This window comes from Bradyrhizobium sp. BLXBL-01 (assembly GCF_051853025.1).
In the GTDB taxonomy this organism is placed as follows: domain Bacteria; phylum Pseudomonadota; class Alphaproteobacteria; order Rhizobiales; family Xanthobacteraceae; genus Bradyrhizobium.
In genome coordinates, this window is the sequence record NZ_CP182471.1 from 430,575 (window position 1) to 452,587 (window position 22,013).

20 protein-coding genes and 1 pseudogene are annotated in these 22,013 nt (G+C 65.4%); 7 read left to right on the forward strand and 14 right to left on the reverse strand.

Going from position 1 to position 22,013, the window contains the following annotated elements; all coding sequences use genetic code 11:
• The first annotated feature begins 124 nt into the window (after positions 1-124).
• From ACNJYA_RS02075 to ACNJYA_RS02090, 4 genes are all read left to right on the forward strand, one after another.
• Positions 125-1,000: a F0F1 ATP synthase subunit gamma gene (locus tag ACNJYA_RS02075; protein WP_172788825.1), complete on the forward strand. Its 876-nt coding sequence runs from the start codon at positions 125-127 to the stop codon at positions 998-1,000.
• Between the two features lie 34 nt (positions 1,001-1,034).
• On the forward strand, positions 1,035-2,477 hold the full coding sequence (atpD, locus tag ACNJYA_RS02080) for a F0F1 ATP synthase subunit beta (RefSeq protein ID WP_172788824.1): 1,443 nt from the start codon (positions 1,035-1,037) through the stop codon (positions 2,475-2,477).
• 84 nt (positions 2,478-2,561) lie between these two features.
• Complete coding sequence (locus ACNJYA_RS02085; protein ID WP_172788823.1) at positions 2,562-2,969, forward strand: F0F1 ATP synthase subunit epsilon; 408 nt, start codon at positions 2,562-2,564, stop codon at positions 2,967-2,969.
• Positions 2,970-3,134: 165 nt separating this feature from the next.
• On the forward strand, positions 3,135-4,811 hold the full coding sequence (locus ACNJYA_RS02090; RefSeq protein WP_439401945.1) for an adenylate/guanylate cyclase domain-containing protein: 1,677 nt from the start codon (positions 3,135-3,137) through the stop codon (positions 4,809-4,811).
• Between the two features lie 115 nt (positions 4,812-4,926).
• Here ACNJYA_RS02090 and ACNJYA_RS02095 read toward each other — a convergent pair whose 3' ends face one another.
• The 10 genes from ACNJYA_RS02095 to proB form a co-directional block, all read right to left on the reverse strand.
• Positions 4,927-5,427 carry an RNA pyrophosphohydrolase gene (locus ACNJYA_RS02095; RefSeq protein WP_439401946.1) on the reverse strand — a complete coding sequence of 167 codons (501 nt, stop codon included), beginning with the start codon at positions 5,425-5,427 and terminating at the stop codon, positions 4,927-4,929.
• A 199-nt stretch (positions 5,428-5,626) separates the two neighbouring features.
• Positions 5,627-6,133: an RNA pyrophosphohydrolase gene (locus ACNJYA_RS02100; RefSeq protein ID WP_172788820.1), complete on the reverse strand. Its 507-nt coding sequence runs from the start codon at positions 6,131-6,133 to the stop codon at positions 5,627-5,629.
• Between the two features lie 75 nt (positions 6,134-6,208).
• Positions 6,209-7,432 (reverse strand): divergent polysaccharide deacetylase family protein, encoded by a 1,224-nt coding sequence (locus ACNJYA_RS02105; RefSeq protein WP_439365183.1) that lies wholly within the window; start codon positions 7,430-7,432, stop codon positions 6,209-6,211.
• 145 nt (positions 7,433-7,577) lie between these two features.
• Positions 7,578-8,939, reverse strand: coding sequence for a S41 family peptidase (locus ACNJYA_RS02110; RefSeq protein WP_172788818.1), 1,362 nt, complete (start codon positions 8,937-8,939; stop codon positions 7,578-7,580).
• Complete coding sequence (locus ACNJYA_RS02115; protein ID WP_439365184.1) at positions 8,936-10,294, reverse strand: murein hydrolase activator EnvC family protein; 1,359 nt, start codon at positions 10,292-10,294, stop codon at positions 8,936-8,938. Before ACNJYA_RS02115 ends, ACNJYA_RS02110 begins: the two co-directional genes overlap by 4 nt.
• Positions 10,295-10,326: 32 nt before the next feature.
• Complete coding sequence (gene rlmH / locus ACNJYA_RS02120; RefSeq protein ID WP_172788816.1) at positions 10,327-10,809, reverse strand: 23S rRNA (pseudouridine(1915)-N(3))-methyltransferase RlmH; 483 nt, start codon at positions 10,807-10,809, stop codon at positions 10,327-10,329.
• A gap of 90 nt (positions 10,810-10,899) precedes the next feature.
• Positions 10,900-11,256, reverse strand: a complete 357-nt coding sequence (gene rsfS / locus ACNJYA_RS02125) for a ribosome silencing factor (protein ID WP_024338888.1) — start codon at positions 11,254-11,256, stop codon at positions 10,900-10,902.
• Positions 11,257-11,464: 208 nt separating this feature from the next.
• Positions 11,465-12,109 carry a nicotinate-nucleotide adenylyltransferase gene (locus tag ACNJYA_RS02130; RefSeq protein ID WP_439401947.1) on the reverse strand — a complete coding sequence of 215 codons (645 nt, stop codon included), beginning with the start codon at positions 12,107-12,109 and terminating at the stop codon, positions 11,465-11,467.
• 19 nt (positions 12,110-12,128) lie between these two features.
• A complete protein-coding gene (locus ACNJYA_RS02135) occupies positions 12,129-13,436 on the reverse strand; it encodes a glutamate-5-semialdehyde dehydrogenase (RefSeq protein ID WP_439401948.1) in 1,308 nt (435 codons plus the stop codon).
• A 256-nt stretch (positions 13,437-13,692) separates the two neighbouring features.
• Positions 13,693-14,814, reverse strand: coding sequence for a glutamate 5-kinase (proB, locus tag ACNJYA_RS02140; protein WP_439401949.1), 1,122 nt, complete (start codon positions 14,812-14,814; stop codon positions 13,693-13,695).
• Positions 14,815-15,019: 205 nt separating this feature from the next.
• Between proB and ACNJYA_RS02145 the strand changes: the two genes are divergently transcribed.
• Together ACNJYA_RS02145 and ACNJYA_RS02150 are read left to right on the forward strand one after the other, a co-directional pair.
• On the forward strand, positions 15,020-15,997 hold the full coding sequence (locus tag ACNJYA_RS02145) for a Bug family tripartite tricarboxylate transporter substrate binding protein (protein ID WP_439401950.1): 978 nt from the start codon (positions 15,020-15,022) through the stop codon (positions 15,995-15,997).
• A 17-nt stretch (positions 15,998-16,014) separates the two neighbouring features.
• Complete coding sequence (locus tag ACNJYA_RS02150; RefSeq protein WP_439401951.1) at positions 16,015-16,518, forward strand: hypothetical protein; 504 nt, start codon at positions 16,015-16,017, stop codon at positions 16,516-16,518.
• Positions 16,519-16,656: 138 nt separating this feature from the next.
• Here ACNJYA_RS02150 and ACNJYA_RS02155 read toward each other — a convergent pair.
• The 3 genes and pseudogenes from ACNJYA_RS02155 to ACNJYA_RS02165 form a co-directional block, all read right to left on the reverse strand.
• A pseudogene (locus tag ACNJYA_RS02155) lies at positions 16,657-18,290 on the reverse strand (alkaline phosphatase family protein).
• 237 nt (positions 18,291-18,527) lie between these two features.
• Positions 18,528-19,568, reverse strand: coding sequence for a GTPase ObgE (gene obgE / locus ACNJYA_RS02160; protein ID WP_439401952.1), 1,041 nt, complete (start codon positions 19,566-19,568; stop codon positions 18,528-18,530).
• A gap of 84 nt (positions 19,569-19,652) precedes the next feature.
• Positions 19,653-20,135 (reverse strand): MaoC family dehydratase, encoded by a 483-nt coding sequence (locus ACNJYA_RS02165; protein WP_172788809.1) that lies wholly within the window; start codon positions 20,133-20,135, stop codon positions 19,653-19,655.
• Between the two features lie 259 nt (positions 20,136-20,394).
• Here ACNJYA_RS02165 and ACNJYA_RS02170 point away from each other — a divergent pair, with 259 nt between their 5' ends.
• On the forward strand, positions 20,395-21,309 hold the full coding sequence (locus tag ACNJYA_RS02170; RefSeq protein ID WP_212257643.1) for a DMT family transporter: 915 nt from the start codon (positions 20,395-20,397) through the stop codon (positions 21,307-21,309).
• A 31-nt stretch (positions 21,310-21,340) separates the two neighbouring features.
• On the opposite strand, the gene ACNJYA_RS02175 is transcribed toward ACNJYA_RS02170, so the two are convergent.
• A complete protein-coding gene (locus ACNJYA_RS02175) occupies positions 21,341-21,934 on the reverse strand; it encodes a GNAT family N-acetyltransferase (RefSeq protein WP_439365192.1) in 594 nt (197 codons plus the stop codon).
• Positions 21,935-22,013 lie beyond the last annotated feature (79 nt).

The window sequence follows — 22,013 nt, forward strand, 5'->3', positions numbered from 1 at the left end:
TCCGGCCATGACCGCTTCGCGAGAGGCAAATCAATAAGAAGCATGCCCGGCGCCCGGCCGGGCATTGCGGTAGGGACAGGCTAGCGGTCCGACGCTTCAGTCGAACCGCCGGGGTGAACGAAGAATGGCGTCACTTAAAGACATGCGCGTCCGCATCGCCTCCACCAAGGCGACGCAAAAGATCACCAAGGCGATGCAGATGGTCGCGGCCTCCAAGCTGCGCCGCGCGCAGACCGCGGCGGAAGCCGCGCGTCCCTATGCCGAAAAGATGAGCGCGGTGATCTCCAACATCGCCAGCGCCGCGGCGGGCTCGCCCGGCGCGCCGGCGCTGCTGGCCGGCACCGGCCGCGATCAGGTTCACCTGCTGTTGGTCTGCACCGGCGAGCGCGGCCTGTCCGGCGCTTTCAACTCCTCTATCGTGCGTCTCGCCCGCGAACGCGCTCTGGCGCTGGCTGCGCAGGGCAAGGAAGTGAAATTCTTCTGCGTCGGCCGTAAGGGCTACGAGCAGCTCCGCCGCCTGTTCGACAAGCAGATCGTCGAGCATCTCGACCTGCGCAGCGTGCGTCAGCTCGGCTTCGTCAACGCCGAGGACATCGCCAAGAAGGTGCTGGCGCGGTTCGACAACGGCGAGTTCGACGTCTGCACGCTGTTCTACTCGCAGTTCAAGTCGGTGATCGCACAGGTCCCGACCGCCCAGCAGATCATCCCGCTGGTCGTCGAGGAAGGCGGTGCGAACGCCAGCGCGACCTCCTACGAATATGAGCCGGAGGAGGACGAGATCCTCACGCGCCTGTTGCCGCGCAATCTCGCGGTGCAGATCTTCCGCGCCCTGCTCGAGAACAACGCTTCGTTCTACGGCGCGCAGATGTCGGCGATGGACAACGCCACCCGCAACGCCGGCGAAATGATCCGCAAGCAGACGCTGGTCTACAACCGCACGCGTCAGGCTCAGATCACCAAGGAACTCATCGAAATCATCTCCGGCGCAGAAGCAGTCTGACCGGACACGAAATTCGGATCGAAGGAGACAGTAAATGGCTACAGCAGCCACACAGATCGGTCGCGTTACCCAGGTCATGGGCGCCGTCGTCGACGTGCAGTTCGAAGGCCACCTGCCGGCCATTCTCAACTCGCTGGAGACCAAGAACGGCAACAACCGCCTGGTGCTGGAAGTCGCGCAGCATCTCGGCGAGTCGACCGTCCGCACGATCGCGATGGACGCCACCGAAGGTCTGGTGCGCGGCCAGGAAGTGACCGACACCGGTCAGCCGATCTCGGTTCCCGTGGGTGACGGTACGCTCGGCCGCATCATGAACGTCATCGGCGAGCCAATCGACGAGGCCGGCCCGATCAAGTCGGAAGGCATCCGCGCCATCCACCAGGAAGCGCCGACCTATACCGACCAGTCGACCGAAGCCGAAATTCTCGTCACCGGCATCAAGGTCGTCGATCTGCTCGCTCCGTATGCGAAGGGCGGCAAGATCGGCCTGTTCGGCGGCGCCGGCGTCGGCAAGACCGTGCTGATTCAGGAGCTGATCAACAACGTCGCCAAGGCGCACGGTGGTTACTCCGTGTTCGCCGGCGTCGGCGAGCGTACCCGCGAGGGCAACGACCTCTATCACGAGTTCATCGAGTCCAAGGTCAACGCCGATCCGCACAATCCGGATCCGAGCGTGAAGTCGAAGTGCGCTCTCGTGTTCGGTCAGATGAACGAGCCGCCGGGCGCCCGCGCCCGCGTCGGCCTGACCGGCCTGACTGTCGCCGAGCACTTCCGCGACCAGGGCCAGGACGTGCTGTTCTTCGTCGACAACATCTTCCGCTTCACGCAAGCGGGTTCGGAAGTGTCGGCGCTGCTCGGCCGCATTCCCTCGGCGGTGGGTTATCAGCCGACGCTCGCCACCGACATGGGCGCGCTGCAGGAGCGCATCACCACGACGCAGAAGGGTTCGATCACCTCGGTGCAGGCGATCTACGTGCCGGCCGACGACTTGACCGACCCGGCGCCCGCGACCTCGTTCGCGCACTTGGACGCCACCACGGTGCTGTCGCGCGCGATCTCGGAAAAGGGCATCTATCCGGCGGTGGACCCGCTCGACTCGACCTCGCGCATGCTCTCCCCGCTCGTCGTCGGCGAGGAGCACTACGCCGTCGCCCGTCAGGTCCAGCAGGTGCTGCAGCGCTACAAGTCGCTCCAGGACATCATCGCCATTCTCGGCATGGACGAGCTTTCGGAAGAGGACAAGCTGACGGTGGCCCGCGCCCGCAAGATCGAGCGCTTCCTGTCGCAGCCGTTCCACGTCGCCGAAATCTTCACGGGTTCGCCCGGCAAGTTCGTCGACCTCGCCGACACCATCAAGGGCTTCAAGGGCCTGGTGGACGGCAAGTACGACCACCTGCCGGAAGCGGCCTTCTACATGGTCGGCACCATCGAAGAAGCCGTCGAGAAGGGCAAGAAGCTGGCGGCGGAAGCTGCCTAAGAGGCGAACGGCGAAGGGAGTAGCGAATACAAGCTGCTCCCGACCGCCACTCGCTATTCGCCACTCGCTACTCGCAGGTTTCTCATGGCCACCTTCCATTTCGATCTCGTCTCTCCGGAAAAGCTCGCCTTCTCGGGCGAGGTCGATCAGGTCGACATTCCCGGCGTCGAGGGTGACTTCGGCGTGCTGGCAGGGCATGCGCCGGTCGTGGCTGCGATCCGGCCCGGCATCCTCACCATCACCAGCGGTGGCAGGCACGAGAAGGTCATCGTGCTCGGCGGCCTCGCCGAGGTGTCCGAGAGGGGCCTGACCGTGCTCGCCGACGTCGCGACCTCGCTGGATGAGCTCGATCGTGCCCAGTTCGCCGAGACGATCGCGGAGATGGAAGAGAATCTGAAGGAGCATGAAGGCGGCGAGCTCGATCAGGCCATCGAGCGACTGGATCACTTCAAGAGCATCCAGCACCAGCTCAACTCCACGGCTATGCACTAAGCCCCGGGGCACCGCTCCGGGGCTCGGGTAAGACATTCCTGCAAAGGAATTCCTGAACAAGTTCAGCGCTCGTCACCCACGTGGCGGGCGCTGAAACTTTGTTGCACCGCGCCGGAGATGGCGGCATTCTGCGCCCCGCGGATTTGTTCCGGGGGCCGGTGGCAGATGAAACGCAAGATCGCAGCGATTTTCGCAGCCGATATTGCCGGGTATTCGAGGCTGGTCGCGGAAGACGAAGAGGAGACGCTGCGGCGTCTCGCCTCCTATCGCGAGGTCGTCGACGATTTCATCGCCAAGGCCGGCGGACGCATCTTCAACACGGCGGGCGATGCCGTGCTCGCGGAGTTTCCGAGCGCGGTGGATGCGGTGCGCTGCGCGATCGACATCCAGGAAAGCTTGCGAACCCGCAACATGGCCTATCCGCCGAGCCGGCAGATGTCGTTCCGCATCGGCATCACCATCGGCGACGTCGTCGAACGCGACGGCGATCTGTTGGGCGACGGCGTCAACATCGCCGCGCGCCTGGAGGGCCTCGCCGAGGTCGGCGGCATCTGCGTCTCCCGCGCGGTGCATGAGCAGGTCGCCAACAAGCTGTCGGTGCAGTTCGCCGATATCGGCGCGCAGGAGGTCAAGAACATCCCGACGCCGGTGCACGCCTATCTGGTGGCGATGCGGCGCGAGGACGGCAGCTATGCCAAGCCGCAGCTGAAGACGGCGGCTTCCAAGGTGGCCGCGGCACCGGTGTGGATGTGGCCGCTGGTGGTCGCCGTCGTCTCGATCGTCGCCATCGTCGTCACCGGCTTTCTCTACAACACCAAGCTCAAGCAGACCGCGAGTGCCGCGGCGCCGGCCGTGACGCCCAATGCGGCGCCGAGCCCAACGCCGGCTGCGGTGGCGGCAACGCCGAGCCCGATGCCGACCCAAATGGCAAAGGCGCCGATGGCTCCGATGGCTCCGTCTAACGCCGGCGCCGCGATGGCGCCGATGCCTGCGCCGTCACCATCGGCATCGCCGATGACCGGCAAGCTTGCTGCCGACAGCGTGCCCTTCATCAACGAGCGCGTCCGCAATTTCCTCGCCGGCGATTATTCTGCGGCCGGCGACTACAAGGCCTTCGCGCTCAATGTCGGCGGCTTCACCGGCTCAGCGCTGAACCAGGCAAGCGAGGAAGCCGCGCGCAACATGGCACTCGAACAGTGCCAGAAGCGCGCCGATGCCGCGCAATCGCCGCGGCGCTGCGAGCTCTACGCCGTCGGCAACACGATCGTTTACACGCACGGCAAGCCGCCGATGCCGCCGCCGCCCTATGTCAGGCATGATGCGATGATCGAGCGGCCGTTCGCCTCGAAGGATTTTCCGATCGTACGCGAGCCGCAAAAAGTCCGGATCGAGAACATCTTCGCCCCCGCGGCGAAATCGCGCTCGGTGGCACTCAGTCCGGGCGGGCAATATTTCATGGTGCTGGGCGCATCATCAGCCGACGACGCGGCGAAGCGCTCGCTGGAATCGTGCGGCGCAATCGCCGGCGTTGCCTGCATGGTCGTTGCGATCGACGACAGTTTCGTCGTGCCGATCCCGACGCTGTTCAGGATCACCGGCTTCTTCAACGCCGCCTCCAATTCCTCGATCGTGGCCGAAGCGCGCGGCGAGGTCGTCCGCAAGCTCGGTGACGCCACGGGCTGGAACGCCGTCGCCGTCGGCACGTCCGGCCGCGCCGGCCTCGGCCTCAAAGCCGCCGACGAGCAGACCGCCGTCAATTCCGCGCTCGCCGACTGCGCCAAGCGCGACAGCGACTGCCACGTCATCGCCATCGGCCCATTCACGGTCGGCCCGATCAATTAGAGATGAGGCCCCGACTGGTGCGCTGGCAGAGGCGCCCCTTTATGCGTCCATCCCGGCAAAATAACCTAACGATTTCAACCCCATCTCTACTGTGCATGGGGTTGTTTTCGAAAGTTCAGCTCGCGAGGTGGGCAAACTCTCGCGCCACGGCGCGGTAAACCTCGCGGCGGAACGGCACCACGAGCTCGGCGACACGGTCGAGGCGCTCCCAGCGCCAGGCATCGAACTCGGCAGGCTGGCCGTTGCGCGGCGTCAGCGGATCGATCTCGTCGTCGCGGCCGGTGAAGCGCAGCGCGAACCATTTCTGGCGCTGGCCGCGAAACTTTGCGAGGCGATGCGTCTGCGGTCCATCGTAAGGCGGGAATTCATAGGTGAACCAGTCGGTCTCGCCGAGATAGTCGGCGCTGACGACGTTGGTCTCCTCCCAGAGCTCGCGCAGCGCCGCATCGCGCAGGTTCTCGCCCTCGTCGACACCGCCCTGCGGCATCTGCCAGTCGAGCCCCGGCAGGATGATCTCGGGCCCGTCGCCCTTGAAGCGATGGCCGATCAGCACATGGCCGTCAGCGTTGAACAGGGCGATGCCGACGTTCGGGCGGTAGGGTTTTTCATTGGTCATCTTGTCATTCCGGGGCGCGCGGAGCGCGAGCTCTGGTGCGCAATTGCGCACCTGAGAATCCATAACCACAGGCGGTGGACGGTTGGAAGCTCGTGGTGATATCCGGCCCACCACTCCCGTCCGGGGTTATGGACCCCCGCCCCCGTGCGCAATTGCGCACTAGGCGGGGGTGACGAGCGGAGTGCTGGGATGAAGCTCGCTACCCCTCCGCCAGCGCAGAAAATTCCTGCACCACGCGCTCATAGACCGGGCGCTTGAACGGGATGATCAGCTCAGGGAGATTCTTCATCGACTCCCAGCGCCAGCTCACGAATTCCGCCTTGTGGCCGCCGCCGCCGGGATTCGCGACATTGATCTCGCTGTCCTTGCCGGTGAAGCGCACCGCGTACCATTTCTGGCGCTGGCCGCGGTAGCGGCCTTTCCAGGCGCGCCCGGCGACCGTGCGCGGGATGTCGTAAGTGAGCCAGTCCGGGACCTCGCCGAGCCGCTCGACCGAGCGCACGCTGGTCTCCTCGTAGAGCTCGCGCTTGGCCGCCTCCCAGGTGTCCTCGCCGGGATCGACCCCGCCTTGCGGCATCTGCCAGACATGGGTGTCGTCGACATGCTCGATGCCGCCGGCGCGGCGGCCGATGAACACCAGTCCCTTTGGATTGATCAGCATCACACCGACACAGGTCCGGTAGGGCAGATCCTCGTAACGCGCCATTCCGCCAGACCTCTTGCCTGCATTTTTGGAAGGCATGCCGGCCCCGCGAGACCCGTGCCGAACCAATTCGTTGATTTAGCTGGATTTTGATTTCAGCATCGCGGTTGTCAATGGCACCAAAAGGATACCTCGGTCGCCCAAGGTCTTGGTCCAGGCGCTGATGCGCTCGATCGAGACGGGCAGGGCGGAGGCCGTGCCGACGGCGATGCCGCGCTCGCGCGCCGTCGATTCCAGCTTGTTGAGGGCGCGGTCGATCTCGGTCGCCGTCGGCACCGCATCGATGGCGATATCGCCCTTGCCGAACGGCACGGCCTGGTTGGCCGCCGCCTGGGGCGCGATGCTGCGGGGCGAGGAGCCGTCGTCGAAGAAGCCGAGGCCGCGCTTGGCCGCCTCGCGGATGATCGGCTGCATCGCCGGCTCGGTCGCGATGAAGCGGGCGCCCATGAAATTGGTGAGGCCGGCATAGCCCTGCATCCGGCTGAGGTGCCAGTACAGGCGGTCCATGTTCTGGTCGGGGCTGAGCGAGGTCAGCAGCGTCTGCGGCCCCGGATCGTTGTCCGGGAAGTCGTAGGGCTCCATCGGGATCTGGAGGAAGATCTCGTGGCGCTGCGTCCGCGCCCGCTCGGCGAGCTTGCCGGGATCGGATCCGTAGGGCGTGAAGGCCAGCGTCACCGCCGGCGGCAGCTTCATGATGGCATCGGTGGTTTTTGCGGCGCCGACGCCGAGGCCGCCGATCACGATCGCGACCACAGGCATCTTGGCAGCCTTGGCACGGTCGGCATCGGCCGCATAGACGGTGAACGGCCTCAGCCCGTCGGCCACCACCGGGATCATGCCGTAGCGTGATTTCTCCAGCAGCTTCGGATTGATCCCGGCCATGACGGGCGGCGGGCCGGATGCCGCCTCGCCCTTGTCGGCAGCATCGCCTGCGCCGATCACCACGTCGTGGCGGGCGCCGGTGGAGCCGTCGATCATGGTGATGGTCTTCTGCTCGCCGGGCGCGGCCTGCTTCGGCGCTTCCTTGGTCTCGTGCTTGGCGTCCGGCTTGCTCTCCGCGCCGTGGCCGGACGCGGCCGGCTTCTCGTCCGTGGCAGTGGGAGCGCGGATCGCGAGCCTGGCCATCGGCTCGCCGCCGAACGGATCCTTGTTGAAGATGGCGAAGCCGGCAAAGCTAATCAGGAACAGGCCGAGCAGGACGGCCACCAGCTGCAGGGCGGTGAACGGCAGCCGCAGCCGGCGTTTCCGGCGCGGCTTGTCCTGTCCGAGCGGGGCGCTCAGATCGTCGGCCGTCTCAGTCATGCGCGATCCCGAATCACTCGTGCCGACGATACCACGCCGCGGTCAAGCGGCGGCAGGCCGGGAGAGGCCGGGGACGACGGGAGTTCCAAGCAAAAAGGGCGGCTTCAGGAAGCCGCCCTTTCGTGGGATCGCGCGTGACGCCGACTTAATTCGCCGCTTTGGGCTTGTCGGTCGTGGCCTTGTTGTCGTTGCCCGGGGTCGGCGCGGCGGAGGCGCTGTTCTTGATGCCGTGGAGCAGGTCGCCGGCGAGCTTGAGCGCCTTGTCGTCCTTGGCGTCCGGCGGGACATAGGACTGCGAGCCGGTCTTCTCGTCGCCGTCGTTCTTCAGATGGCCGCGCAGCGAAGCCTCGCCCTTGGTGTCGGTGCGCGACTTCAGCTCGTCAGGCACGTCCTGCAGCACTTCGATGTCGGGCACGATGCCCTTGGCCTGGATCGACTTGCCCGACGGCGTGTAATAGCGCGCCGTGGTCAGCCGCAGCGCGCCGTTGCCCGAGCCGAGCGGAATGATGGTCTGCACCGAGCCCTTGCCGAACGAGCGCGTGCCGACGATCGTCGCGCGCTTGTGGTCCTGGAGCGCGCCGGCGACGATTTCCGACGCCGAAGCCGAGCCGCCATTGACCAGCACGATGACAGGCTTGCCCTTGGTCAGGTCGCCCGCATGCGCGGTGCGGCGCTGGGTCTCCTCGGCATTGCGGCCGCGGGTCGAGACGATCTCGCCCTTCTCGAGGAAGGAGTCCGAGACGGTGACCGCTTCCTCGAGCAGGCCGCCCGGATTGTTGCGGAGGTCGATGATGAAGCCCTTGAGCTTGTCGCCGCCGATCTGGTTCGTGAGGTTACCGACCTCGCGCTTCAGGCCTTCGGTGGTCTGCTCGTTGAAGGTGGTGATGCGGATATAGCCGATGTCATCCTGCTCGACGCGCGCGCGCACCGAGCGGACGCGGATGTTGTCGCGCACCAGCGTCACGTCGAGCGGATTGTCCTGGCCCTTGCGGATGATCTTGAGCTTGATCTTGGTGTTGACGGGGCCGCGCATCTTCTCGACCGCCTGATTCAGGGTCAGGCCCTGCACCGCCTCGTCGTCGAGATTGGTGATGATGTCGTTGGCCATGATGCCGGCGCGCGAAGCGGGCGTGTCGTCGATCGGCGAGACCACCTTGATCAGGCCGTCTTCCATCGTGACCTCGATGCCGAGGCCGCCGAACTCGCCGCGGGTCTGCACCTGCATGTCGCGGAAGCTCTTGGCGTCCATGTAGCTCGAATGCGGATCGAGGCCGGTGAGCATGCCGCTGATGGCGGATTCGATCAGCTTGGTGTCATCGGGCTTCTCGACGTAATCGGAGCGCACGCGCTCGAAGACGTCGCCGAAGAGGTTGAGCTGGCGATAGGTGTCCGCGGTGGCGGCTCGCGCGCTGGAGCCCATGAACACCGCGCGCGGCTGGGTCACGAACAGCGTCAGCGCCGCACCGGTGGCGGCGCTGAGGAGGATTACTGAAGTCTTGCGCATCATCCGCGAACCTTCTCGCCTTCATTTGCGGCCCACCATGGGCCTGGATCGATTGGAGTGCCGTCTTTACGGAACTCGACATACAGCACAGGTTGACTCGCGTTCGTGGCGAGAATGGAGGCGACCTGAGAGGTCGACCCCATCGTCGCGACCGGCTCCCCCGTGAGCACAAACTGCCCGATGTTGACCGAAATGCGCTCCATCCCGGCGATCAGGACATGATACCCGCCCCCGGCATTGAGGATCAAGAGTTGTCCATAGCTGCGGAATGGGCCGGCATACACAACCCAGCCATCACACGGCGTCGTGACCTGGGCGCCGGGCTTGGTCGCCAGCGAAATGCCCTTCTGGACGCCGCCGACCCCGTCGGAACCGCCAAAATCCCTGATCTTGTTACCGTTAACCGGAAACGGCAGGAGACCCCTGGCCGAGGCGAAGGCGATCGCCGGGGTGGTGCGGGACTTGTCCTTGAACGCGCCCGGGCCCTGTTTGGCGCTGGCAGCCGCCTTGGCCTCGGCCTGCCTTGCGGCCTCGGCGGCTTTCTCGGCCGCCTTGGCGGCGCTTTGCAGGTCCTGCTCCATCTTGGCGATCAACCCCTGGAGATCGCCGACCTGCTTTGACAGCGCGATCGCGCGCGCGCCTTCGGCGTCGAGGTCTTTTTCGCGTGCGGACTGCTGGCGCTGCCGTTCCTCGATCAGGGCGGTGAGCCGGGTCTGGTCGCTCCTGACCTTGTCACGGTCGGAGGCGAGCTGATCGCGCTCGGTGGCGATGGTCCTGCGCAAGGCCACGAGCTCGCCGAGCTCGCCCGCGATTCTTTCGGCGCGGCCGCGCAATTCCGGCACGACGGCACCGAGCAGCATCGCGGTGCGCAGTGATTGCAGCGCATCTTCGGGCCGCACCAGCAGCGCCGGCGGCGTGCGCCGGCCGGCGCGCTGCAAGGCCGCCAGCACCTCGACGATGTCGGCGCGGCGCGAATCCAGCGAAGCGCGCATCTGTTGCTCGCGGCCGTTCAGCGCGCGCAGCCGCGCCTCGGCCTCGTCGATCTTGGTCTCCACGGCGCGCACATTGGCGGCGGTTTCGATCAGCTGCTGATTGAGCTGGGTGCGGTCCTGGCCGAGCGCGGTGATCTCGGCCTTGAGCTTGGCCTGCGCTTCTTCCGCGCTTCGTTGCCTCGCGCGCGCGGCCTCCAGCTCCTGCTCGCGCTGCTTGATCGCATCGGGCGAGACCGCCGCGGTCTGCGGCGGCGGCGCAACTGTCTGGCCTTGCGTCGGAGCTTGCGCGAGGCTTGTGTTCGCTTGCGCGAGGCTTGCGCCGGCAATGCCCGTGATCAGCAGCAGGTTGAGGAGCGGCGCTCGCATCGTGTCGGCAAAGGTGCTCGTTGTGGCGCGCATCACGCGCGGTGATAGGGGTGGCCGGCCAGGATGGTGGCGGCCCGATACAGCTGTTCCAGAAGCATGACGCGGACCATTTGGTGCGGCCAGGTCGCAGAGCCGAACGCGATCGCGAGCTTGGCCTTACGGCGCAATTCGGGCGAAAGTCCGTCCGCCCCTCCGATCACGAAGAAAGTATGTCCGGCCCCCTCGTCGCGCCAGCGTCCGAGATGCCGTGCGAATACGGTGGAGTCGAGATTTTGGCCGCGCTCGTCCAGCGCCACCAGGATCGCCTTGTCAGGAATATGCGCCGAGATCGCCGCGGCCTCTTCGGCCATCCGCGTCGCGGCATCGCGCGCGCGGCTTTCGGCAACTTCATAGACACTGAGCCCGCGGAATCCGAGCTTGCCGCCGGCGTCGCAGAACCGTTCGAAATAGCGGTCGGCAAGCTCCCGTTCGGGGCCCTGCTTCAGCCGGCCCACCGCAATGACAGCAACACGCATGATTTCAGTGCCGCGTTGACAAGACCGCGCGCAACAGGCGCGCGCACGACGCTAGCATGCGCGTCAGCCGATTCGAAATCGGCAGTGAGCCTAGATCGCCTTCGCCGCCCCTGGGCCCTGCGTGTACAACCGCTCGAGGTTGTAGAACTCGCGGACCTCGGGTCTGAACACGTGCACGATCACGTCGCCGGAATCGATCAGCACCCAGTCGCAATTGGGCAAGCCCTCGACATGGATGTTCTTGATGCCGTTTTCCTTGAGGCTCTTGGTGACGTTTTCCGCGATCGCGCCGACGTGCCGGTTCACCCGGCCGGTGGTGACGATCATGTAGTCGGAGTACGCCGATTTGCCGCGAAGGTCGATTGTGACCGTCTCTTCCGCCTTCATGTCCTCGAGGCGGGAGAGGATCAGGCTCAGCGTCTTGTCGGCGTCGGGTTGCGCCTTCAAGGCCGCAGCTTTGGTCGATGTTTTACGCGTAGGCTTGGCAACCTTGGGTAAAACAGGCTTGGACAATACAGATGCGGTCAGGGACCATTCCTTTCACTGTATCGCGAACGCCGAATCCGGCGCCCACCGGTTACACTACATCATGTGGGGTTAAGGGTTTCAATATGCCAGAGAGCCCGTAGTCCACACCATGTCCGTACACTTCGTCTCACTTCGTACCTTTCCAGCTCCCATCCGGGTTCCGTAGGCCGGTCGAGGACAGGTTCAGCTTCAATCCGGTCAGGAACACCCAGGCCGGTGCCGGCCGATCTGCAAGCAGGGGCGCCTTTTTTTCGGGCAGGCGGTAGCGCGATAACGCCTGGGCTGCGGGCGAGCCGAGCGCGCGAAAACTCTGCGGCGGGCGATCGATCACCGCCATCGGCACCTGGGCGGCGATGCGCCGCCAGTCCTGCCAACGATGGAATTGAGCGAGATTGTCGGCGCCCATGATCCAGACAAAGCGCAAGCCAGGAAAGCGGCGGCGCAAGGTGTTGATCGTGTCGATAGTATAGCGAGTGCGAATGACGGATTCGAGACAGCTCACCTCGATGCGCGGATCGTCGGCGACGTCGCGCGCGGCCTGCATGCGCTCGCCGAGCTCGTGCAGCGTGCCGTTCTCCTTGAGCGGATTGCCTGGCGTGACCAGCCACCAGACGCGATCGAGCTGCAATCGCTTCAGTGCGAACTGGCTGATGGCGCGATGAGCCTGATGCGGCGGGTTGAACGAGCCGCCGAGCAGGCCGATGCGCATGCCCGGCGTCGAGGCCGGGACCGCTTGCGCCACGAAGCGCGGCACGACGAGATTATTGCTCAATGCCCGCGCCCCGCGACGTCTACGGCCGGGTCTGCCCGGTGCCGTGGACGCGATATTTGAAGCTCGTCAATTGCTCGGCGCCGACCGGGCCGCGCGCGTGGAAGCGGCCGGTGGCAATCCCGATCTCGGCGCCGAAACCGAACTCGCCGCCATCGGCAAACTGCGTCGAGGCGTTGTGCAGCACGATCGCGGAATCGACCTCGCTGAGGAATTTCTGCGCCGCAGCCTCATCCGCGCTCACGATGGCATCGGTGTGATGCGAGCCGTGGTCCTGAATATGCGCGATCGCGCCGTCGACGCCGTCCACCACCTTCGCCGCGATGATCGCGTCGAGATATTCGGTGTCCCAATCCTCGTCGCTCGCCGGCTTGACGCGCGCATCGGCCTTCTGCACGGCCTCGTCGCCGCGCACCTCGCAGCCGGCATCGAGCAGCATCTCGACCAGCGGCTTAAGGTTCTTGCCAGCGGCAGCGCGGTCGACCAGCAGCGTCTCGGCAGCGCCGCAGACGCCGGTGCGCCGCATCTTGGCATTGAGCACGATCGACTTCGCCATGGCGAGGTCGGCGCTGGCATCGACATAGACGTGGTTGACGCCCTCGAGATGCGCGAACACAGGCACGCGCGCTTCCTGCTCGACGCGCGCGACGAGGCTTTTCCCCCCGCGCGGCACGATGACATCGATGGCGCCGCTCAGGCCCGACAGCATCATGCCGACCGCCGCGCGGTCGCGCGTCGGCACCAGCGTGATCGCAGCTTCCGGCAGGCCAGCTTCGCGCAGGCCCTGCACCAGGCAGTCATGGATCGCGCGGCACGATCGGAAACTGTCCGAGCCGCCGCGCAGGATTACGGCATTGCCTGACTTCAGGCACAGCACGCCGGCGTCGGCCGCAACGTTCGGCCGGCTCTCGAAGATCACGCCGACGACGCCGAGCGGCACGCGCACGCGCTCGATGGTCATGCCGTTCGGCCGCTGCCAGCTCTCGATGACGACCCCGATCGGATCGGCGATGCCGCGCACGATGCCGATGCCCTCGGCCATTCCCTCGATGCGCGCCGGCGTCAGCGTCAGGCGGTCGATGAAGGAGGAGGTGGCATTGCCGGAGGCGCGGGCCTCCGCGACGTCCTCGGCATTGGCAGCGAGGATCGCGGCAGCGTTGGCGCGGATCGACCGCTCCATGGCCTCCAGCGCCCGGTTCTTCTGCTCCGGCGGCGCCAGCGCCAGCACGCGCGCGGCAGCGCGGGCATGGGTTCCGAGATCGGACATCAGCGCCAAGAGATCGCTAGTGCGATCGGCATTGCCGTCGACGGCTTTGAGGGGGGCGGCCATGGGAGTTCAACCTTCTGCTAAGGCGGTGTCCTAGCACGGAAATCCCGCTTTTGCGAAGGGCAGGGAGGGTATGGCAGGTCTCCCGACGGCGGGCCAGCTAGGTCACTGGCCCAGCCCCGACGTCAGGCCGGGCTTGACACGGCCATCCACGCACGAGCTGCGCCGTCATTCCGGGATGGTCCGAAGGACCAGACCCGGAATCTCGAGATTCCGGGTTCGGTGCTAGCGCACCGCCCCGGAATGACGGAGGCGGCCCTTACCCGCCCACCACCAGATCGTCGCGGTGGATCATCTCGGCGCGGCCGCTGATGCCGAGGATGGCCATCACGTCCGGGGAGGAGCGGCCCTTGATCCTCTCCGCGACCTCGGCGTCATAGGCGATCAGGCCGCGGCCGACCTCGCTGCCGTCGGGGCCGCGCACGATCACGGCATCGCCGCGAGCGAACTGGCCCTCGACCTTGATCACGCCGGCCGGCAGCAGGCTGGCGCCGGCACGTAGCGCCGTCACGGCGCCGGCATCGATGGTCAGCGTGCCCTTTGGCTCCAGCGTGCCCGCGATCCAGCGTTTGCGCGAGGTGATGGGGTTGGCGGGCGTCAGGAACCAGGTGCAGCGGCCGCCATCGGCGATCGCCTGCAAGGGATGCTCGATCTTGCCGGAGGCGATCAGCATATGCGTGCCACCGGTCGTGGCGATCTTGGCCGCCTCGACCTTGGTGCGCATGCCGCCGCGCGACAGCTCGGACTCGGCATCGCCCGCCACCGCCTCGATCTCCGAGGAGATGCTGTCGACGACCGGAATGAGCTTTGCGTTCGGGTTGTTCTTCGGCGGGGCGTCGTAGAGCCCGTCGATGTCGGACAGCAGCACGAGCAGGTCGGCGCTCGCCATGGTGGCGACGCGCGCGGCGAGGCGATCATTGTCGCCGTAGCGGATCTCGGTGGTCGCCACCGTGTCGTTCTCGTTGATCACGGGGATGGCGCGCCATTCCAGCAGCTTGCCGATGGTGGAGCGCGCATTGAGATAGCGGCGGCGCTCCTCGGTGTCCTGCAGCGTCACCAGGATCTGGCCGGCACCGATACCGTGCGCCCCGAGCACTTCCGACCAGATCCGCGCCAGCGCGATCTGGCCGACGGCAGCGGCGGCCTGGCTCTCTTCCAGCTTCAGCGGTCCGCGCGGCAATTTCAGCCGGCTGCGGCCCAGCGCGATCGAGCCCGAGGATACGACGAGGACGTCGCGTCCTTCCTTGTGCAGCTTGGCCATGTCGTCGGCGAGCGCGGCGAGCCAGGACGCCCGCACCTCGCCCTTGTCGGAATCGACCAGCAGCGCGGAGCCGACCTTGACGACGATGCGGCGGAATTGACTGAGTTCGGGGCTGGCCATGTGTATGTATGTTGGCGCGCTTGGGCGATCTGCTCTGCATTGGAAACGGCGGAGCGACAGGCGGCGCCGATGAGCCCTGCTTTTGCAGCAGGATGGTGACCGGCGCAAGGCAGCCGGCATGGTAAACGGCGCATGTCGGCCTTGTGCCAGGCCTCCGCCTGGCTCTAACTGCGCTCAACGATAATGGGGCCGAGAGAGGAAACGCATGGATCGCCGCAAATTCATGGCCGGATGTCTTGGAGGATATCTTGGGCTGCCGCTGTTGGCGCAGGCGGGCGGGTCTCGAGCGCAGGCCGGGCTCACGAAAATCATCTTCCCGTTCGCGGCGGGAGCCGGCGGCGACACGCTGTGCCGGCTGATCGCGCAGGAAATGGCGCCGGCGCTGCAACGGACCGTCGTGGTCGAGAATCGCACCGGTGGCGACGGCCTGATCGGCATCAAGGCGGTGAAGGGTGCGAGCCCCGACGGCAGCATGGTGCTGGTGACGACCGGGCCGACCATGTACCTGCTGCCGATGGTGGAGAAGACACCGAGCTTCGACACCGCGAATGATTTCGTGCCGGTCTCGCTGCTGGCGCGCTTCGAATTTGCGCTGGTGATCAACCCGGCGGTCGAAGCCGTCGATTTCAAGAGCTTCGTGACGTGGCTCAAGGCGCATCCCGACAAGACCTCGTTCGGCGTGCCGAGCAACGGCACGATCCCGCATTTCATGGGCTCCAAGCTCGAGAGGGACCTCGGCATTCCCCTGACCCGCGTGCCCTATCGCGGCAGCGCGCCGATCCTCAACGATCTCGTCGGCGGCCACGTCTCGTTCGGCATCACGACGCTCGCGGACGCGCTGCCGCAGCATCGCGCCAAGGGCGTGAAGATCATCGCGGTCGCGAGCGCGGAGCGTTCACCGTTCGCGCCTGACGTGCCGACGCTGAAGGAAAGTGGCATCGATCTCGTTGCGGATGCTTGGTACGGCATGTGGCTTCCCGCCGGCAGCCCGCCGGAGTTTGCGAGCAAGCTCGGCGCGGCCGCGAGCGCGGCGCTTGCCAAGCCCGAGGTGAAGGAGAAACTGACGGCGATTGGCTTGATACCGGTCGGCAGCGATGCGGACGGGCTATCCAAGGAGCTCGCCGCGAACACCGCGCTGTGGCAGCCGATCGTCAAGGCGACGGGATACAAGATCGAGAATTGAATCTGGTTTGCGGGGCCATGACACAGCGGTTACTCGGTGCAGCGCGCGTATTTGCAAGCCACTATCAGATCGTCGTGTGTGACGATCCGTTCAGGCCCCTTGGAAGCGAAGAGAACTGGGACGCGGAGAAAACAAAGCAAGGTTTTGCCGGCGTGCCTGCGTTTCGGATGATTAACACCGAAGCTGATCTCAATGACCATTGGGTTGAGCTCGTGTCGAGCGATCTGCCACCTTCATCGGAAGAATGGCAGCGAATCACGTGCGTGCATTTCCATTCCGGGAGCGGGCGGATCCACGTCATGTCGGTGATCGATCATCATCCGGCACTCTCCGCAGAAGTCGAGTGCGGCGATTATGCCGTCTACGCCGCGGCGCAAAATCTCGGCATCGATCAATCGAGCCTTGGCGAAACCGCGAAACTCTCGGATACCGAAATTGCCGAGCGAAGGGATATTGAGTGGTATCGGCTCTTTCTGGTGCCAGGTAAGCCTGAATTTGAAGGACGCCTGGTCGATCGCTAGCTAGCCGCGTACTCTATCCCCTCATCCTGAGGAGCGCGCTCTTGCGCGCGTCTCGAAGGATGACAGGCCCGGCTGTAGCAGCGGGGCCTTCATGGTTCGAGACGGCGCTTCGCGCCTCCTCACCATGAGGATCGACAATTACATCTTCGTGCGCTGCGCTATCCCGTCCTTGATCGCCGTGAGTTCGGCTTCATCCCAAATGCCGATCAAAACGCCGTTCTTCACCTGCAGCTGATTATCCGCATAGGCGGCGATCTTCTCGCGCGGCGTGGTGATGTGGTCGTTCGGATGCAGCGCCCAGTCGAACAGCTCGGCCTGCAGCCGCGCGATGATGCCGGCGCACCAGGATCGTCGCCGCGATCGACGTATTCGTCCGGATCGGTTTCGAGATCGTACAGCATCGGACGGAAGTCGGAGGCGTGGATGTATTTCCAACGGCCGTCGAACACCATGAACAGGCGGCAGCGCTCGATCGGCTGGTCCAGCTTCAGCCGCACGTCCTGCATCGCGTAGTCGTATTCGGAGAACGCCACCTTGCGCCAATCCGGCGGCGTTGGCCCGCGCAGCAGCGGCAGCAGCGAACGTCCTTCGAGGATGTGGCCCGGCACCTTGCCGCCGAAATAATCGACGAAGGTCGGCGCAAGATCGATCGCCTCGACCAGCGCATCGCTGCGCGTGCCGCGGGTGGCGTCGGCTTCCCGGGAGGGATCGATGATGATCAGCGGAATCTTCGCCGACTGTTCGTGGAACAGGTCCTTCTCGCCCATCCAGTGATCACCGAGATAATCGCCGTGATCGCTGGTGAACACGATCATCGTCGTGTCGAGCAGGCCGCGCTCACCCAATAATTTCATCAGCACGCCCATCTGGTCGTCGATCTGGGTGATCAGGCCCATATAGGTCGGGATCACCTTTTCGCGGGCCTCGTCGCGCGCCATGTTGCGGGAGTAGCGCATGTCCATGTAGGCGCCGAACACCGGATGCGGATTCTGCCGCTCGCGCATCGAGCGGATCACCGGGATCATGTCATCGGTCGAATACATGCTGGCATAGGGCTCGGGCGCGATATAGGGCCAGTGCGGCTTGATGTAGGACAGATGCAGGCACCAGGGACGGCCGTCGGTCTCGGCCTCGCCGATGAAGTCCATCGCGCGCCGCGTCATGTAGGGCGTCTCGGAATGCTCGTCCGGCACGCGCGCGGCCTTGTCGGCGTGCACCAGCAGCCAGCCGTTCTGCAAGCTGCCATCCTCGGCAGCGCCGGAATTGGCCCAATGCTCCCAGGGATTGGTGGCTTCAAAACCCTGCTGGCGGAGATACTCGTCGTATTTCGGGCGCGGCCGCCCCGTCGGATGCAAGCCGTCGTCGCGCTCGTAAGGTTCGAAGCCGCATTCGGCGACGTGCACGCCGATCATGGATTCCGGCGGGATGCCGAGCGCCTTCATGCCTTCGATATCAGGGGCCATGTGGGTCTTGCCGACCAGCACGTTGCGCACGCCGATTGTCTTGAGGTGATCACCGAGCGTGGGCTCGCCGACCCGCAGCGGCCAGCCGTTCCAGTGCGAGCCGTGCGAGCGCATGTAGCGGCCGGTGTAGAACGACATCCGCGACGGGCCGCAGATCGGAGATTGCACATAGGCCTTCGTGAACAGCACGCCGCGCTTCGCCATGGCGTCGATGTTGGGCGTCTTCAGCGTGGGATGGCCGGTGCAGCCGAGATAATCGTAGCGAAGCTGGTCGCACATGATCCAGAGAACGTTCTTCGCGCGCGCCATGAATTATCCCTGCCGTTTCTTGATCGTTTGATGCTGCGATATTGCGCGCGCCAAGACAAGCCGGTGATGCGCGCGCTCGCAGCGATGCACTCCGCTGTCGTCCCCGCGAAGGCGGGGACCCATAACCACAGGGAGTTGTTTGGCGAAGATTCGTCGGTCGGTACTACGACCATTCGCAAAAGATAGATCACGCGGTATGGGTCCCCGCCTTCGCGGGGACGACGGTGGGGAGAGAGTTTAGGCCGACCACGGCTCCGCTTCGGCCGCGCTCTTCGCCTTCGCAGACACCGGGCTCTCGCCGATCACATCGGCCAGCGCGCGCAACGCTTCCTTGACGCCCTGGCCGGTCGCACCGGAAATCAGCAGCGGCGTCTTCTTGGCGGCGCGCTTCAGCCGGTCCTTCTGCTTCTTGAGCTCGTCCGGCTCGACCGCGTCGATCTTGTTCAGCGCAACGATCTCGATCTTGTCGGTGAGCTGGCCGCCATAGGCATCGAGCTCCTTGCGTACCGTCTTGTAGGCCTTGCCGGCATGCTCGCTTGTTGCGTCGATCAGATGCAAGAGCACGCGGCAGCGCTCGACATGGCCGAGGAAGCGGTCGCCGAGGCCGGTGCCCTCATGCGCGCCTTCGATCAGCCCGGGAATGTCGGCGAGCACGAACTCGCGTCCGTCGGCATTCACGACGCCCAGCTGCGGATGCAGCGTGGTGAAGGGGTAGTCGGCGATCTTCGGCCGCGCCGCGCTGACCTTCGACAGGAAGGTCGATTTGCCGGCATTGGGCATGCCGACCAGGCCGGCATCGGCGATCAGTTTCAGCCGCAGCCAGATCCAGCGCTCCTCGCCGGGCTGGCCGGGATTGGCGTTGCGCGGCGCGCGGTTGGTCGACGATTTGAAATGCGCATTGCCGAAGCCGCCATTGCCGCCCTCGGCCAGCACGAATTTCTCGCCGACCTTGGTGAAATCGTGGATCAGCGTCTCGCGGTCCTCGTCGAAGATCTGCGTGCCCACGGGAACCTTCAGCACGATGTTTTTGCCGTTGGCGCCGTGGCGGTCCGAGCCCATGCCGTTCTCGCCCTTCTGGGCCTTGAAATGCTGCTGGTAGCGGTAGTCGATCAGCGTGTTGAGGCCGTCGGCGACCTCGAGGATGACATTGCCGCCGCGGCCGCCATTGCCGCCGGAGGGACCGCCGAATTCGATGAACTTCTCGCGGCGGAACGCCACGCAGCCGTTCCCGCCGTCACCGGAGCGGATATAGACCTTTGCTTCGTCGAGGAATTTCATGGGCCATAGGTAGGCCAGCCGGCCCCCTCCGGCAACCCGAACACCCTGCGAATCGCCCGAATTTCTGGCGATTCTGCCCCTTGCTTAACCGGCCGGCCGCCGCCGGATCAGGAATTTCTGCAGTCCCTCCAGCACCAGCTCCTTGCGCTGGTTGAACACGGTGCTGCGCAGCGCCACCGTGCCGGTCGAGCGCCCCGGCACAAGCTCGGTGACCTGGAGCGCCGGATAAAGGGTGTCGTCGGCGAACACGGGTTTCAGAAAGCGGCTCGATTGCTCGAGGAAGCCGACCAGCGATTCCTCGACCAGGAACGGAAACAGGCCGGCGCCCGGCGCGGTGTGGATCAGGGTCTGGAAGCCGTGGGCGAGCAGATGCGGCATGCCGCGGGCGCGGCAATATTCGACGTCATAGTGCACGGGATGGGTGTCGCCGCTCGCGGTCTGGAATGCGGCGAACACAGCCGAGGTCTGGGTGCGGCTCGGCAGCACGAAGCGTTCGCCCACGACGAAATCCTCAAACCAGCGTTGCGTCGGGATCATGCGATGCCGGGCCGGATCGAAATCGGTCATGTCAGGCTCTCTGGTCGATGTGGCTCGTATCGCTACCGCGATGCGAAGAGTGCGACAATCCGTTCAATTCGGCGGTAGCGGGCTTGTCCCGGCGGCTCACGTCATTAAAACGACCGCAAGCGACTCCGGTCGCCATGATTCCGCGCTCTCTCCTTGTCATTGCGAGGAGCGAAGCGACGAAGCAATCCAGACTGCCGCTGCGGAGACAGTCTGGATTGCTTCGCTTCGCTCGCAATGACGCTTCCCACGAACGACCGCAATGCCCCTGTTCAAGAATCTCTCCGCCTATGACGATCGCTCCGCGCGCCTGGCCGGCATCGGGCTCATGGTGCTGTCGATCTTCATGTTCTCGTTCGGCGATGCCATGGGCAAGTTCCTGGTCGGGACCTATTCGGTGGGGCAGCTCCTGTTCCTGCGTGCCTGCGCGGCGCTGCTGCTGCTGTCGCCCCTGATCTGGAAGCAGCGCGACCTGTTCCTGCATCTGGAGCGGCCGGGCCTGCAGCTGGTTCGCGTCGTGCTGTCGACGCTGGAAGTCGCGGCCTTCTTTCTCGCAACCGTCTATCTGCCGCTCGCCGACGTCATCACCTATTATCTCGCAGGTCCGATCTTCGTCACCGCGATGTCGGCGATCTTTCTCGGCGAGAAGGTCGGCTGGCGGCGCTGGACCGCGATCCTGATCGGCTTTTGCGGCGTCTTGATCGCGCTGCGCCCGTCTGCGCAGACGGTCAGCCTGCCGGCGCTGATCGCGCTCGGCGGCAGCCTCTCCTTCGCAACCCTGATGCTGATCACGCGCAGCCTGCGCAAGACGCCCGACATCGTGATGGCGTCCTCGCAATTCATCGGCACGTTTTCGCTGGGGGCGGTGCTGTCGGCGTTCCACTGGGTGCCGCCGACCCCTGGCAGCCTCGTGATCTTCGCGCTCGCCGGATGCGTCTCGGTGACCGCGCTGTTCTGCGTCAACCGCTCGCTCAAGCTCGCGCCGGCCAGCGTCGTGGTGCCCTATCAATATTCGATGATCGTCTGGGCCGTGATCTTCGGCTTCGTCGTGTTCGGCGACGTCCCGTCCATCGCAACACTCGTCGGCGCCGCCATCATCATCGGCGCCGGGTTCTATATCTACTTGCGCGAACGAGATTTGGGACGTCCCGGCGACGAAGTGAATCCGCCGGCGTAACTCTTGCCCTCCCCCTCCAGGGGAGGGTAAGCTACCGCACCCGTCTTGCACTGCTCCAGCTCTTCAGGGAGGCCCACACCCCGCGCGAGAGGCGGAAGCAGTCGACGGGCGTCGAGGAGCCCAGCGCCAGGAAGCGATGCAGCTGCACGCCGCTCCATTGGAAGCCGCACTTCTCCAGCACCTTGCGCGAGGCCGGATTGGTGACGCGCGCGCCGGCGTAGAGATGCTCGTCCTCGAACTCCTCGAAGAAGAAGTCGATCGCGCCGCGCGCGGCCTCGGTGGCAAAGCCCTGGCCCCAATGCTCGACGCCGAGCCAATAGCCGAGCTCGGCATTGCCGGGCCTGGAGCAATCGATGCCGACCATGCCAACCGGCCCGCTGTCGTGCTCGATCAGGAACACGGTCTCAGCTCCGAGCTCGGCGGTGGCGCGGATGAAGTCGGCGGCGTCGTCCTGCGAATAGGGATGCGGCAGGCGGCGGGTGTTCTCGGCGACACGGCGGTCGTTGGCGAGCCGGGCGATGGTCCTGACGTCGGCCAGCGTCGGCCGCCGCAAGGTCAGCCGCTCGGTGGCGACGACGCTGGGTCTCGCCTCGGCCAAGGTCACGCTCGAAAAATCCTGCAACATGTCCGGCTCCGTGAAAGTCACTAATGCAAAGTGAGCAACGAAAAGGGGAGGCCGGTTTCCCGCCTCCCCTTGGAGCCTT

Coding starts and splice junctions, on each gene's coding strand:
- rlmH (WP_172788816.1), bottom strand. CDS start 10,809: ATGCGTGTTGCTGTCATTGCGGTGGGCCGGCTGAAGCAGGGCCCCGAA.
- ACNJYA_RS02150 (WP_439401951.1), top strand. CDS start 16,015: ATGACACAGCGGTTACTCGGTGCAGCGCGCGTATTTGCAAGCCACTAT.
- ACNJYA_RS02105 (WP_439365183.1), bottom strand. CDS start 7,432: ATGACTGAGACGGCCGACGATCTGAGCGCCCCGCTCGGACAGGACAAG.
- ACNJYA_RS02165 (WP_172788809.1), bottom strand. CDS start 20,135: ATGACCGATTTCGATCCGGCCCGGCATCGCATGATCCCGACGCAACGC.
- proB (WP_439401949.1), bottom strand. CDS start 14,814: ATGGCCAGCCCCGAACTCAGTCAATTCCGCCGCATCGTCGTCAAGGTC.
- ACNJYA_RS02170 (WP_212257643.1), top strand. CDS start 20,395: ATGCCCCTGTTCAAGAATCTCTCCGCCTATGACGATCGCTCCGCGCGC.
- ACNJYA_RS02085 (WP_172788823.1), top strand. CDS start 2,562: ATGGCCACCTTCCATTTCGATCTCGTCTCTCCGGAAAAGCTCGCCTTC.
- ACNJYA_RS02095 (WP_439401946.1), bottom strand. CDS start 5,427: ATGACCAATGAAAAACCCTACCGCCCGAACGTCGGCATCGCCCTGTTC.
- ACNJYA_RS02145 (WP_439401950.1), top strand. CDS start 15,020: ATGGATCGCCGCAAATTCATGGCCGGATGTCTTGGAGGATATCTTGGG.
- ACNJYA_RS02100 (WP_172788820.1), bottom strand. CDS start 6,133: ATGGCGCGTTACGAGGATCTGCCCTACCGGACCTGTGTCGGTGTGATG.
- ACNJYA_RS02090 (WP_439401945.1), top strand. CDS start 3,135: ATGAAACGCAAGATCGCAGCGATTTTCGCAGCCGATATTGCCGGGTAT.
- ACNJYA_RS02135 (WP_439401948.1), bottom strand. CDS start 13,436: ATGGCCGCCCCCCTCAAAGCCGTCGACGGCAATGCCGATCGCACTAGC.
- ACNJYA_RS02110 (WP_172788818.1), bottom strand. CDS start 8,939: ATGATGCGCAAGACTTCAGTAATCCTCCTCAGCGCCGCCACCGGTGCG.
- ACNJYA_RS02075 (WP_172788825.1), top strand. CDS start 125: ATGGCGTCACTTAAAGACATGCGCGTCCGCATCGCCTCCACCAAGGCG.
- ACNJYA_RS02175 (WP_439365192.1), bottom strand. CDS start 21,934: ATGTTGCAGGATTTTTCGAGCGTGACCTTGGCCGAGGCGAGACCCAGC.
- ACNJYA_RS02115 (WP_439365184.1), bottom strand. CDS start 10,294: ATGCGAGCGCCGCTCCTCAACCTGCTGCTGATCACGGGCATTGCCGGC.
- obgE (WP_439401952.1), bottom strand. CDS start 19,568: ATGAAATTCCTCGACGAAGCAAAGGTCTATATCCGCTCCGGTGACGGC.
- atpD (WP_172788824.1), top strand. CDS start 1,035: ATGGCTACAGCAGCCACACAGATCGGTCGCGTTACCCAGGTCATGGGC.